Genomic DNA, 13,368 nt, shown 5'->3' on the forward strand with positions numbered 1-13,368 from the left:
CTTGGGCATATTTTTTTATGGAGTGACTACAGCCAACCCGATCTTGTTCCCACAACATTAACTATTTACAAAAAATAAACATCAAGTTACCTTATTAAGGTCCAAACAGGACAGTTCAATTCAAATAAGGAAAATTGAGATGAAAACTATCTTCGCAGTACTTGCGCTGCTGGCATTAAGTATTAGCAACAACCTTTATGCTGCTCACGTTGAATGTGTGATCAGTGGTACACCAACCCAACAAAGCTACACTGCAGATTTTTGTACCAGCCAGATCAATTCTCCACCAGGCGTCTTCTTCCGTCTGGTCGCTGATAAACCAGTGGCCGAAGTGCAATGGAGTTACGGGGCAGAACCTGAAGGTAACTGGAATTGTGGCAGCCAGAACCAATGTAGCGTGACTTATCCCAGAGGTCCTGAATATTTTGGCTTTTCTCAGGCGACCGCCTGCGTCACACGGGTTCTCTACTCAGACAATACGTGGGAAAATGTCAGTCTCTGTGCTACAGGCACCTTCTACGGCCAGGCTGTAGTGCGTTAATCACCTAATCCCCCTGCTGTGTCTCACTAGCTGGGGGATGTCGTAGAAGCTGCAGTAAATCTTCACATGCATTTCGCAATATCCATTACCAAAGCTTATTGAAACCTTAATTTCTTACACTACTTGCTTATTCTTAAGTATTGCAGTACAAGTTAACCTTGCAGTACAAGATTGACTTGTACTGCATAAAAAATTGCTGTGCACATCGCATTTTAAAATAGGAGTACAGAGTGGAATCTTCAGAACAGAAATGGGATGTGCAGTTTCGCAAAGGCTCGCTGGAAATGGCGATTCTGGCGCTGTTACATCAGGAGCCACAGTATGGGCTGCAAATTCTGCACAAGTTGCATGAGTTTGAAAGTCTGCAAATCACCGATGGCACCTTATACCCCTTACTTGACAGGTTAAAACGCGAAGGCGTGATTGATAGTTTTTGGCTGCAGGAAGGCGAAGACAGGCCACGTAAATACTACAAATTGTCGGCTTTTGGCATAGACAAACTCACTGCCTTAAAAGCCCGCTGGCAACAATCGGTCGACGATATTTATGCCTTGTTTGAACAAAGTGGCTTGGCGACAAAAACACGCTGATCAGAAAAACGCACTGACAACACTGAAAGGAACACGCAATGGCACGAAGTGAATTAATACATGACTATCTGGCTGAACTTCAAATTTACCTGTCACGAGTCAGTGAAGTGCAAGCACAGGAAGTGGTTCAGGAAATAGAAAGCCATATTTACGATACCTTGGCAATGCAACAAGGAGCAGAAGACTCCACCGTAGAAGCTATTCTGGCTCGACTTGGCACAGCACGAGAACTGGCGGCTGGTTACATAGACCACATCACTATAGGCGTTGCACCGCCCAAAGGATTAAAACCACTGTCCCGGGTAAGAAAAGGCATCAGTAAAAGCCTTTATTATCTGATCTGCGTCTTAGGCTACGGCAGTGGTTCAGCCCTATTGCTGGTGGCTCTACTTAAGTTATTGCTGCCATCAAGTTTCGGAGTTTGGGTTGCAGAGCATGGCAATAGTCTGGTGATAGCTTTTAGTCAGCTTGAACCTCAGGCGAACGAGATCCCGGCATTATGGCTTATCCCTATGGCATCTCTCTGCGGTGCCGGGCTGCTGTATCTGACCCGCCAAACCGCCCGCATCTTAAAAATGCATCTGTGAAACATCAACCACAAGGAGCTAGTGATGTCTCTTATTCTGACCAATTTAAAACACTTTACAGTCACCTTTTTGTTGCTGCTCGTGACACTGGTCTGCTTTGGATTATTTATAGGCGCTGATGCACATTTGTTTGAAGACAAACTAGCCTATCAGCTTGATGGGGAAGTTCATGTGTTTTATCAGGATAATCAGACTGTTGCGCTTCGTATTAAAGGTGACAATGACAGTGGCTTTACTATTGAACGGCAAGCCCTTTCTACTATGGGCGACCACAGGATTGAGGTGAGGTTCCCAGAGGACAAAAGCAGTTTTACTGCAAAAATTAGTGAAGAGATCCAAACACCTGATGCCATCTATACCGATGGCGAACCTATAGTTGCACTCTCTGATATCGAAAGTGGTTTCGGCGCATTCCGACAGTTTTTAGTCAGCCACGGCATTGCAGATAATCAACTAAACTGGACCTTTGGCAAAGGCCATCTGGTATTGGTTGGCGATTTTGTTGATAGAGGTGCCTCTACTACACAAGTGTTATGGGGTATCTATAAACTGGAGCAATCCGCGAGACAATCGGGCGGACAAGTGCATTTTGTGATTGGCAACCACGAAATCAAAAACCTGCAAGGTAACTTTCAGTCAGCCAATGAAAAATACTTCTATATCGCCGGTATTCTTGGCAAACAGCAGTTCCAGTTATTTGATGATAATGCGCTTCTGGGCCGCTGGCTGGCATCAAAGAATGTGCTGGAAATAATTAATGGTGTAGCTTTTGTGCATGGTGGACTTCACCCAGATATCGCTAAATATCAGCCGTCGGTGGATGAAATCAATCAGATTGTACGCAGCGGTTACAGAACGCTTTATTACACCCCAGCCACAGTCACTAAGGAATCTTTCCTGCAATCGAGCACCACAGGGCCGGCTTGGTACAGGGGGTATTTTAAAGATGATTTATCACAGGCTGAGGTTGAACAAGGCTTAAAAGCCGTCAATGCCAACGCTGTAGTGGTCGGTCATACCTTACAAGGCGAAGTGAAAGCTCTGTATAACCGTAAGGTGTTTGCCATAGACGTCAGACACCCCAAAGATTATCTAAGCAGTTTTCCGTTTCGCAACAGTGAAGGCTTATTGATCAAAGACGGTCAGTATTTTCGCTTATCCGAAGATGGTAGCAGCGAAGCGTTATAAAAGATGCGTAGGATGCAATCACCGAAGGTATTGCATAAATGATGCAATCGTCGGCTTATGGCAAATTCTCGCGAAAAACGGTGAGAATTTCTATTTGAGCCCCAGTGACACGATAAACAAAGCTGTACTTCTTGTAACAGACCTTTCGTATTCCATAGCCATACTCTGCGAGCTCAATCCCTGATTCAGGAAACTCAAGCAGTACTTTATTCAACCACAGTTCAAACTGATTCAGGTACTCAACTACGAAGGAATCTTGCAATCCCTGCCCTGAGAGATATTCAGCAATTTGTGACAAAGGCTATTTTGCGCGAGGTGAAAAAACGAGTTGTAGTTTACTCATACCTTGCACGAATGGATTTAAACACGTCAGAGGATTTGACTGCCTGGCCCTGTTCCAACTCTGTCACTGAAGTTTGAATATCATCGGCTAACCTTCTGGCCTGCACAAACTCAGCAAAAGCTTTGACTACAGACTGCGGATTACTGCCATATGCCTGTTTTAATTCGGCTTCCAGCTCTGGATTGTCGATTTGGATACTTAACATCTTCCTGCTCCACTGTCTTTCCTCTTATAGCCAAATGCTTAGATCACTATAGCTCAACTATTGTTTAATATGCCCTTTGAACCAAACGGCTTTCAACTTACACCTACCCCATAAAAATTTCATAGTCACCAGGCCCTTTCATATAACCCGGTACTTTGTGGCTGTATAAGCGCGCACCCGATATCGCTGTTTGTACCAGCAACTTGTTGTAATGGCTGGCGTTTGGGTCGGCCAGATAACCGGCACAGTCGAACCAGCGGGCCTGCAGAATTTCGCGGGGGTCTGGTGTGGGTTCTGTTTCTTCGGCACTTAAACGGCACACCATATACAAATTAGAAGCGCCAAACTGGCCCTGATGATGATGGCGTAAGCCTAAGAAGCTATCAAAGTTAGCGGCAACACCTGTTTCCTCCAGTACTTCACGAATGACTGCATCCACCAGATGTTCTTTGGCATCCACCATTCCGCCTGGTAACTTGAAATAAGACGGGCTTCGGCCCTCCAAAGGTTTTTCCTGCACCAGCAGTACTTTACCTGAAGCGGATAACACCACAGCGCCCACTCCTATGCTGTGAGTAGCGGCTGAAGGTAAGTAACTGTCTGCCTGTAGCTTTTTACTTAACATTAATTTTTCTGGTGTGCAGTGATGAAAAGCAAACCCCAGCTCCAGTGCTACAGAAATCAATTCGGCACGGTAAGCCGGTATCTCCAGCCAGATCAGCGCATAGTGGTTATGCCAGGCATCGACCGATGCGGCTAAACGACCGGCAAATTCGGCTACAGTATCTGGCAGTTGCTCCGGCCCTATGTAGCAGCCGTTATAGGGATTCACTAATGCATCAAATAGTTTCATTTGGAAAAACACACTAAATAGGATTAGAAACGAGACGGGCGCCGATTAACGACGCCCCTTCATTAAATCAGCGGGTGTGTAGGGGCTGAGCTTGCCCCTGCCCGTCCATCTGTACCGCAGTTTCATTGATCAGGCAGCGAACATGCCCGAATATTTTATCTGAACAGTACTTTTTCTTTCTGGAACCAACTGACACAAAAAGCCAGCAGTGCTCCAGCAATAACTACTGTAGAACCAAAAATAGCCAGCAACATGCCCACATCTATAGTGCCTTTGATCAGTTCTTTAATCGCCAGCGCTACGTTAGCCACAGGCAACATCGCCATGCTCCAGGTCAGTTCAACACCAGGCATTAAAGCGACAATTAACGGCATAAATACAATCATGCTTAAAGGGCCAATATAGTTTTGTGCTTCTTTAAAGCTGCGGGCATAAATAGATAACGACAGCAGCAAGGACGCAAAAATAGCCGACAACGGGATAAGCATCATCAGTATCAGCAACAAATCAGCCACGCCTAAAGTCGACATAGTTTTAGCCACTATATCCACGCCCATTAAAGAGCCAATCACATAACCCCAGCCACCAAAGCTGGTGACGGTAATGAGTGCAGTGGCAAGGCCTGTGGTCAGTACARTCAGAAACTTACCTAACACAATAGAGGTTCTGCTGATCGGGYATATCAATAAGGTTTCTAAAGTACCACGTTCTTTTTCACCCGCACCAATATCAATAGCAGGGTATGAACAGCCCGCTAAACATAAAGGGATCAGGATATAAGCAATTAAGCCGCCTATTTTTTCGCCTAAATCTTCACGACTTTCAGCTGTATTTACTTTTTCCAGCTTCACGGGCTGTAATAGAGCATCTACTTTTTCAGCTGTTACCCCTAAAGAATCCAGTTTGGCCAGTTGCAGTTTTTTGCTGTAATCACGCAGTAACTCATTGAAATACTTATCAATCATATCAAGCTGAGATGACATGTTATAAATCACAGTCCATTTGCTTTGCGTCAGGTTGACGGCGTCGGCACTAAAGTCGTCGGCAATGATAATAGCCAGATCAAATTGGTTGTCGCGTATGGCTTGTTTCAGCGCTTCAGGATCGGTCAGATCAGACTCTACCTTTTTAAAATTCTTGTGATAAAACAAAGCGTCTGTCAGTTCAGGCGCTTTGTCTGCATTGATAATCACATAGCGGTGCTCTTCAGCTTCGGCTTGTTTGGCCACATTCGCCACTACCAATCCCATAATGCCGAACAGCACAGGGAAGACGAGGATCGGCAGCAAAATGATGAAAAACATGGTTTTTTTATCACGAACCAACTCAGTCAGTTCTTTAAAATACACTTGCCACATTTAGTTTTGCTCCCTGTTACTTGCTGTCGCATTAATCACCGTCATAAAAGACTGACGTAAATCCCCATCCGCACTTAATGCCTTAAAGGCGTCAAAGCTGTCGGAAAAAGCGCTGATGCCTTTATCGATCACCACCACCCGATCACATAAAGAGGCGACTTCGTCCAAATGGTGGGTTGAGAAAATCACTGGTGTCCCCTGCTGCTTTAACGAGCGGATAAAATCCAGTACCGTCTGAGTGGTCATAATATCCAGACCAGTGGTAGGTTCATCCAGAATCACCACCTTGGGCGAGTGCACCACAGCCCGGGCTATAGCGGTTTTTTGTTTCATACCGGTCGACATGGCATCGGCTTTACGATTGGCAAAGTCGTGCATATTGAGCAATGTGAACAGCTCGTCGATGCGCTGTTTTAACGCAGCTTCGCTCATGCCATGCAAACGAGCAAAATAAGCAATGTTTTCATAAGCAGTTAAGCGGCCATACAAACCTGTGCTGCTGGATAAAAAGCCGATTTTTTTACGGGCCTGTACAGGGTGTTTTAATACATCCACACCTTCAATCAGCACAGAACCAGAATCCGGCTGCAAGGCGGTAGATAAAATACGTAAGGTGGTGGTTTTGCCGGCGCCATTAGGGCCTAATAAACCTAAGACTTCGCCGGAGCCACAATCAAAGCTGACGTTGCGTACCGAATGAAAAGCTTCTTTGCTGTAGCGCACATCCTGTTTTTCACTGTCTGACAGTTTCTGGCCGCGACTGATGGCAAAAGATTTAGCCAGCGCGTCGATTTTTATCATTGAGAGTTCCCTTTGTTGTTCTGCGTTAAGTGGTGTGCCGTTTCGGTCTGAAATAACTGGTATCTGCATAAAAAGCCAGGTCCTGAACCTGTTGATGCCAGCCCGGCACTCCCAATAATGGCAACGGACTAAGCTGCTGATTATCAAACAGCAAGTCGGCATTCACAAGCTGCGCCGCTAATAAGTTATCAACAAAATCGTAACCTTCTGTGTCGGTTTCGGTCAAGCCCTGTTCGGGCCATTCAATACACCATAATTTTGCGGTTAAACCAATAAAAGGCTTAGTTGCCATTTCGTAGTTAGCATGACCAAAAATAATCGGGTTCAGCTCTGCCCAGAGGTCTTTATGCTGATAAAAAGCTTCGGTCCATTGATGATTACGTAATAAATCCAGCAAAAATCGCTGCGAAGGTTTGATACAAATAATCACACCACATTCATCCAGCAAGGTGAGTTTATGCCGCACCTTGCTACGCTCCTTGCTACCAAACTGCTTAATTTGCTCCATATGCAGCTGATTCATCAACTGCTTGCTTTTAGGAAACAAACACCAGATCAAAGCGCCAAATAAGTCATGCCAATTGTTGAGACGCATAGGAATTTGCCGGCTTTGGTAAATAAAGTCCTCGTAATAACGGCCATCTGCATCCAGTATAGAACTGTCGACAAAACACCAGTCCTGCAATGCAGTGTGCTGATGTAACCATAGCGTCAGTAGCGCTGGCGATGGGAAATGACTTTGCTGCGCAAGAGGAAAAACAGCGGCTAAAGCACTGAATATGCCCGGCTGCAAAAACAGCTCTGGTTGCCATTCTAAGGGTGCTGTGAATCTGGACGTTATGCTGTTTTTTTGCATGAATAAGAAAAAGCTCGTTGTTGCTATGAAAACTTACGACCTGCATTACCTGTGAAAAGCGCAAAAAACCTCTTGCAATTTTCCTGTAAGCTGGCAAATTCAAGGGGTACGTATAGACGTACATACTGCCAAAATTTATTTGCCCGTCATTCTTGACGCCGCAGCTTTGTTGCCTGCGTTCGCTCGCCCCAATCACATAGGACAACTATGTTCATGGGGACTCGTTCGCTGGTCGCCTCTCTGCAACGCCAATTATTTAGGGCAATGATATTAATTAATTAGAGGTTACTCATCATGTGTTCGATATTTGGGGTGCTTGACATCAAGACTGATGTTAAAGCCTTGCGCCAGCAGGCGCTACAGTTATCTAAATTATTACGCCACCGTGGACCAGATTGGTCAGGCGTATGGAACAACGACCATGCCATTTTAGTGCATGAACGTCTGGCGATCGTAGATACTGAAAATGGCGCCCAGCCCCTGATTAATCCAAATCGAAATCACATTCTGGCAGTGAATGGTGAGATTTATAATCATAAAAATTTAGAGAAAAACTTAACAGTCGACTATCAGTTCCAGACCAAATCGGACTGCGAAGTGATATTGCCTTTGTATTTACAACACGGCGTTGATTTCATCGATCAGTTGCAAGGTATGTTTGCTTTTATTCTGTATGACGCAGAGCAAAACCGTTACCTGATTGCCCGTGACCATATTGGCATTATTCCGCTGTATTACGGTTACGATGAACATGGTCAGCTGTATGTGGCGTCTGAATTAAAAGCTTTAGTGCCTGTGTGTAAACAAATGCAGGAATTCCCACCAGGCCATTACTTTGATAGCAAAGTAGGCAAGCTGGTGCAGTACTACCAGCGCGACTGGCAGAGTTTTGATGCAGTCAAAGACAACCCGGCTGATTTAGGCGAATTGCGCGCCGCTTTAGAGCACAGCGTAAAAAGCCATTTAATGTCCGACGTGCCTTACGGTGTGTTGCTCTCCGGTGGTCTGGACTCATCATTAATTTCTGCTATTACGCAGCAATTTGCGCGTAATCGCGTAGAAGATGATGGTCAATCCGAAGCCTGGTGGCCTCGCCTGCACTCTTTTGCTGTGGGTTTACAAGGCTCACCTGACTTAGTAGCGGCGCGTAAAGTAGCAGACAGCATAGGCACTGTGCACCACGAAGTGCTGTTTACTGTGCAGGAAGGTTTAGATTCACTGCGTGATGTGATTTATTTCCTCGAAACTTATGACGTGACAACGATTCGCGCTTCAACACCAATGTACTTAATGGCCCGTAAAATCAAAGCCATGGGCATTAAAATGGTGTTGTCGGGTGAAGGTTCTGATGAAATTTTTGGTGGTTATTTGTATTTCCACAAAGCGCCTAACGCCAAAGAGTTCCACGAAGAAACCTTACGCAAACTGGACAGGTTGCATATGTTCGACTGCAACCGCGCCAACAAAGCCATGTCAGCCTGGGGTATTGAAGCGCGCGTGCCTTTCCTCGACAAAGAGTTTATGGATGTGGCCATGCGCTTAAATCCTGAAGCGAAAATGTGTGGCAAAGGCAAAATGGAAAAACACATTTTGCGTCAGGCCTTTGATGGTTTATTACCGCACGACATATTATGGCGCCAGAAAGAGCAGTTCTCTGACGGCGTAGGCTACAGCTGGATTGACAGTTTAAAAGCTCATGCGGAAAAAGAAGTAACGGATCAGCAAATGGCAACTGCAGCTTTCCGCTTCCCGGTCAATACGCCAGACAGCAAAGAAGCTTATTTCTATCGGGTGATCTTTGAAGAGCATTTCCCACATACAGGTGCTATTTCCTGTGTACCTGGTGGTAAGTCAGTGGCCTGTTCTACTCCTGAAGCTTTGGCTTGGGATGCAAAAATGGCGCAAATGACAGACCCGTCAGGTCGTGCTGTGCGGGATGTTCACGAACAAGCCTATTGATAAGAGCTCTCACCTGATTTAATTATTCAGGTTAATGCTTGATACATATCAAAAAGCCACAGATTGGTACTCCCCTTCTGTGGCTTTTGTTTTTATCCTTTGCCAATCTTCAGGTTATTGTGTTTTTTTTCGTCGAATAATAGGTTTTTATCGGGTTTCGCTGGCGAAATAGTCCGGTAGATCGTATGTTAGGCGCCATCTGAATATGCCCTGAATTATGGATCGAAGACTGTGATCAATTTATCCAAATCCTTGTTCACCTTGTTGGCTATTGCCAGCTTAAGTGGGGATCTGAATGCAGAAACGGCACTGAAAGGTCAATGGCTGACCGATTTAGAACGTCAAACTTTATTGGACCCACAAACATCGGGCGTTACTTACCGTAAAGGTGAGTTAGTGGTTATTGGCGATCAAAGTGCTAATGAAAGCACCAGAATGAAGTTATTCAGAATAGACCCGGCAACTGCAAAGTCTATTACTCAGCCTATTCAAATTACCGTAGCCGAAAGCCTGAAAAGCAGCTGCTTTTATGGGTATCTGAGTGATAAACCAGACTTTGAAGCCCTGACCTGGGATCGCATCGACGACACCAGTTTAATTACTGTGACTGAAGATGCGTCAGCTTATGAATTAAGCCCTGAGTGTAAAAAAAGATTCAGTCAGACCAACTCCACCAGCTACCCCAGCCTGTTGCTGAAAATTCAGGTCGACAGTGCGTTAACCCGTGCTGAAATAGTAGCTGTGCGGCCTGTGCAATTTCCGATGGAAGCCAAAGTAGGTAATTTTCCAAACGATGGTATTGAAGGCTTAGCCGTCGATGATCATCAGAATTTGTATCTGGCGCTGGAACAGGACATTGCCAATAAACCACAGTTATTTAAAACCCGCTTAACTCAGGATTTTTGGCTGCGCGATAACTTTGTTAAAGTCATAGATGCGAACCTGACTTTCCCTGTACTCAACGATAAAGACCACCCTATTAACGGGATAGAGTTTTTACCCAGTCCTATCAAAGGCCATCCGGGTTATTTAATGGCAGTAGCACGGAATGACGACGAGTTATGGGTGTTTGATTTAACCAACCGTATTCCGCCTTTTGTGCAAAAGCTGAGTTTTTATGTCAGCACAGATGACAGCGGCCTTTGCCCTGCTTATGAAAAGCTGGTGCAAACTGCATTGGAAGCCATCACTATTCACGACGGCACTGTGTATTTAATTAATGACCCATGGAAACAGCACTACCCCGATAATATTCAGTGTGGTACCCATGCCGACAAGTTTAAACGTATGTCGCCTTTGCTGTTTAAAATGCAGGTAGACCCACGCTGGTTTACTCCTTTTAGAGCAAAAACCCAAACCGCCTTGCCTGCACTTAGTGGCCTGGCCGCTTTAGATCAGTCCAGTTATCTGGCGGTGCAGGATAAAAAAATTCAACGTCAGGGCGATCGTTTAACCTTAATTCAGCTGAATCCGGATCAACAACTGACGGCACAAAGCTTGTTTGTTACCAACTGGCCTGCAGGTCAGGCAGCCAACGACTTAGAAGCAGTCTGTGCTCTGCCCGGTAAAAACAGTGAATTTTTAATAGCAGAAAGCGGCACCTGGCAAGGCTCTTTTGGCCGTTTGTTTCATATCAAAGTATTCCCGACCTACGCTCAAGTGCTGAACACTTTTGAATTACCTGTTGATCGTGACAATAGCCCGGAACAAGACGGCGATAACTTTGAAGGTTTAGCCTGCGCTAAAAAAGATGTGAACCGTTATCTGGTGATTTTAGGTGAACGGGGCACAGCCACCGCTGCTGGTTTTTTACAATGGGGGGAGCTGGATTTAGCTGCAGCAAACATTCAGTGGAACAGCCAGAAAATTCAGGTCACAGGCCCAACAAAGCTGAAAAACCGTCACTACAACAGAGTGATATCCGACCTGCATCTGGAAGGTGACGTGCTCTGGGCCGGCGCCGTGCTGGACAGTTCAGACAATGGCCCTTTTGCCAGCGCTGTCTATCCTTTAGCTTTAGTGAACCCCACTGCAAAACAGCCCATCAGCTTAATGGCTGAACGGCCCGTGTTGTGGCAGATTGACGGCTTTAAAGTTGAAGGTTTAGCCAGCCCCAGCCCATTAGTTCCAGGTTCAGCCCTGATGATGGTAACAGACGATGAAAACTATCACGGCCAGTTCAGGCCCTTAGCGACTACAGAGCAAAGCCCTTATGGCAACCCAAGCCCCAAACCAGTCACAACAAAATAACCCGCTGCACGGCTTTACCCTGCAGCAAATTCTGGAGTTGTTAGTTGAGCATTATGGTGGCTTTGCACCTTTAGCAAAGCAAATGCCACTGAAGTGCTTCAGCTCTAACCCCAGCATCAAATCCAGCCTGACGTTTTTACGCAAAACACCATGGGCCAGAACTCAGGTTGAAGAGTTGTTTGTCAAACTGAAGTTATATCAAAAAGGCTAACCGCAAGGCTGGCCTTTTTATGACCGAAGTAGGTGATGCCTATGGTCTGAAAGCGCCGGAGACTTCGCAGTAACGAACTCACCGGCCGAGGTAAACCAGACAAACGACTACAGCACTTTGCTCACCACAAAGTTATCAAAATAGGCACATTCCGCGTTGTAGCTGCCATCTTCGGTTCGGGGAGCCCAATCTGGTGTAGCTCCACCATGAAAAGTGATAAATATCATTTTGTTGATTAAGGATGCAGCCGTATCTTTGGCACGGAATCGGAGCTTGTCATGGTAGATCAATTCAGCGCCGTCCACTGATACCACTACTTTTCCGTCTGCCTGCTGAGGGGCACTATTTAAACTGACCAGCATTTCAATCTGATGGTATATACCAGGGATAAAACGGAAATCCTCTGCAACTTTAATATCTCCAAACTTACCTTTCATATCCTGATGATACACATAAGTTCGCAAAGTTCCCCCTGGCCCAAACATGAGTCGGGCACTCCAGCCTTCAGCTGTTATCTTGTCTCCTCCGGTTATGGGGTTTTCTGGCCCCAATCCATGCAGCTTGCCACCAAGGACGAAATCAAAATTGTCACAAAACTTCACGGCAAAACTCATTTTGTATTGCAGCGCTGGCTCAGCCAGATCAGCGGCAGCATAAACCCTGTAGCTACCTTGTTCAAAGCCTTGATAGGTCACCTTCATTGCTTTAGAACCCTGCAGCCCCTGGTGCTCAACCAGGGCTGCATAGCGTTTCTTCGACAGAATTTGTCCAAACTGAGACAGTTTTCCATCGAAGGTTTCTACAAAGACTTCTGGGGTTTCTGGATTTCCAACGCTCTCAACGTTTTCTACTTCATCATCATCTGCACCACAGCCCACAAGAAAAAGCGCTGTTGTCAGAGCAAAAATTATTTTCATTTGATCCGGTCTCCGCCTGGTTTAATCTCAAGCATAAGGTACCAGACAGTTCCCTACTCATTTTGAATCTGACAGTATTGCCGCACTGTGTAGCCATGCGGCTATAAAATCAGATCTCGTGACCAACAGGCTTGTCTGACCCCGGATGCTCGCTTTAGTTTAAAAAGCCGCAATCTTTCTCATTTTTTTGATATAACCCATTTAAAATCTTTTGCGGTTCAAGGTTTTGCTTCCAAAACTGCTTCAGCCAAAAGAAAGGATGATAGGGTTAAGTTTGCCTCTTGCCCTTAGCCGCAAAGATGCAACTTTGCAGTGGCACACTGAGTTTATCCACCAGACAGAAGGAATATGTGATGCGTTTAGCCACAAGTGAATACATAGCGAAAAATACGGCTGGCGACTCAGTCTCTCTAATGCTGAGCCTGTATACACCTGAACCAGATCCAAAGTCTGAGCAGGGTGATTATCGCTGTAAGGTCGAAATTCAGGGAATTTCATTCGAGAAGTATGCCTATGGCGTCGACTCGCTTCAGGCCTTATGTCTGGCGGTTGAAACCTTAAGGCTGACGATAGAATCCTTGATAGCTGATGGCTGGAGTTTTTATTTTCCAACGCATCTGGATGAGCCATTTGACTTCACATCAGCCTATTTTCCAATGACAGGGCTGAGACTTTAATATCTGGTATATCAAATGAGTGAAGGCGAGAA

The 13,368-nt window shown here is 45.6% G+C and carries 14 protein-coding genes; 8 read left to right on the forward strand and 6 right to left on the reverse strand.

From position 1 onward, the window contains the following. Positions 1–139 precede the first annotated feature (139 nt). The 4 genes from P3C17_RS13190 to P3C17_RS13205 all read left to right on the forward strand — a co-directional run bounded on the left by P3C17_RS13190 (position 140) and on the right by P3C17_RS13205 (position 2,906). Entirely contained in the window at positions 140–541 is a 402-nt protein-coding gene (locus P3C17_RS13190; RefSeq protein WP_300929883.1) for a hypothetical protein, read from the forward strand. Positions 542–771: 230 nt separating this feature from the next. Next, positions 772–1,131: a PadR family transcriptional regulator gene (locus tag P3C17_RS13195; RefSeq protein ID WP_300929884.1), complete on the forward strand. Its 360-nt coding sequence runs from the start codon at positions 772–774 to the stop codon at positions 1,129–1,131. Positions 1,132–1,169: 38 nt separating this feature from the next. After that, the gene (locus P3C17_RS13200) at positions 1,170–1,718 is read left to right on the forward strand and encodes a hypothetical protein (protein WP_300929885.1); all 549 of its coding nucleotides are present in this window, start codon (positions 1,170–1,172) and stop codon (positions 1,716–1,718) included. Positions 1,719–1,742: 24 nt separating this feature from the next. After that, a complete protein-coding gene (locus tag P3C17_RS13205) occupies positions 1,743–2,906 on the forward strand; it encodes a metallophosphoesterase (RefSeq protein WP_300929886.1) in 1,164 nt (387 codons plus the stop codon). 335 nt (positions 2,907–3,241) lie between these two features. Here P3C17_RS13205 and P3C17_RS13210 read toward each other — a convergent pair whose 3' ends face one another. The 5 genes from P3C17_RS13210 to P3C17_RS13230 form a co-directional block, all read right to left on the reverse strand. Continuing rightward, the gene (locus tag P3C17_RS13210; RefSeq protein WP_300929887.1) at positions 3,242–3,454 is read right to left on the reverse strand and encodes a hypothetical protein; all 213 of its coding nucleotides are present in this window, start codon (positions 3,452–3,454) and stop codon (positions 3,242–3,244) included. A 103-nt stretch (positions 3,455–3,557) separates the two neighbouring features. Next, positions 3,558–4,307 (reverse strand): NUDIX domain-containing protein, encoded by a 750-nt coding sequence (locus P3C17_RS13215; protein WP_300929888.1) that lies wholly within the window; start codon positions 4,305–4,307, stop codon positions 3,558–3,560. 155 nt (positions 4,308–4,462) lie between these two features. Further along, complete coding sequence (locus P3C17_RS13220) at positions 4,463–5,665, reverse strand: ABC transporter permease (protein WP_300929889.1); 1,203 nt, start codon at positions 5,663–5,665, stop codon at positions 4,463–4,465. Beyond that, a complete protein-coding gene (locus tag P3C17_RS13225) occupies positions 5,666–6,466 on the reverse strand; it encodes an ATP-binding cassette domain-containing protein (RefSeq protein ID WP_233080707.1) in 801 nt (266 codons plus the stop codon). A gap of 25 nt (positions 6,467–6,491) precedes the next feature. Continuing rightward, complete coding sequence (locus P3C17_RS13230; RefSeq protein ID WP_300929890.1) at positions 6,492–7,322, reverse strand: DUF3025 domain-containing protein; 831 nt, start codon at positions 7,320–7,322, stop codon at positions 6,492–6,494. Positions 7,323–7,616: 294 nt separating this feature from the next. On the opposite strand from P3C17_RS13230, the gene asnB reads away from it, so the two are divergent. The 3 genes from asnB to P3C17_RS13245 all read left to right on the forward strand — a co-directional run bounded on the left by asnB (position 7,617) and on the right by P3C17_RS13245 (position 11,742). Beyond that, positions 7,617–9,281: an asparagine synthase B gene (gene asnB, locus P3C17_RS13235; RefSeq protein WP_300929891.1), complete on the forward strand. Its 1,665-nt coding sequence runs from the start codon at positions 7,617–7,619 to the stop codon at positions 9,279–9,281. A 231-nt stretch (positions 9,282–9,512) separates the two neighbouring features. After that, positions 9,513–11,531 carry a hypothetical protein gene (locus P3C17_RS13240; protein ID WP_300929892.1) on the forward strand — a complete coding sequence of 673 codons (2,019 nt, stop codon included), beginning with the start codon at positions 9,513–9,515 and terminating at the stop codon, positions 11,529–11,531. After that, complete coding sequence (locus P3C17_RS13245; protein ID WP_300929893.1) at positions 11,494–11,742, forward strand: VF530 family protein; 249 nt, start codon at positions 11,494–11,496, stop codon at positions 11,740–11,742. The genes P3C17_RS13240 and P3C17_RS13245 overlap by 38 nt, the downstream gene beginning before the upstream one ends. Before the next feature lie 107 nt (positions 11,743–11,849). Here the strand turns inward: P3C17_RS13245 and P3C17_RS13250 are convergent, their stop codons facing one another. Continuing rightward, entirely contained in the window at positions 11,850–12,659 is an 810-nt protein-coding gene (locus P3C17_RS13250; RefSeq protein ID WP_300929894.1) for a polysaccharide lyase, read from the reverse strand. 353 nt (positions 12,660–13,012) lie between these two features. Here P3C17_RS13250 and P3C17_RS13255 point away from each other — a divergent pair, with 353 nt between their 5' ends. Continuing rightward, on the forward strand, positions 13,013–13,336 hold the full coding sequence (locus P3C17_RS13255; protein WP_300929895.1) for a hypothetical protein: 324 nt from the start codon (positions 13,013–13,015) through the stop codon (positions 13,334–13,336). The last annotated feature ends 32 nt before the right edge of the window (positions 13,337–13,368 follow it).

This window comes from Rheinheimera sp. 1928-s, from assembly GCF_029269265.1.
Taxonomy (GTDB): domain Bacteria; phylum Pseudomonadota; class Gammaproteobacteria; order Enterobacterales; family Alteromonadaceae; genus Pararheinheimera.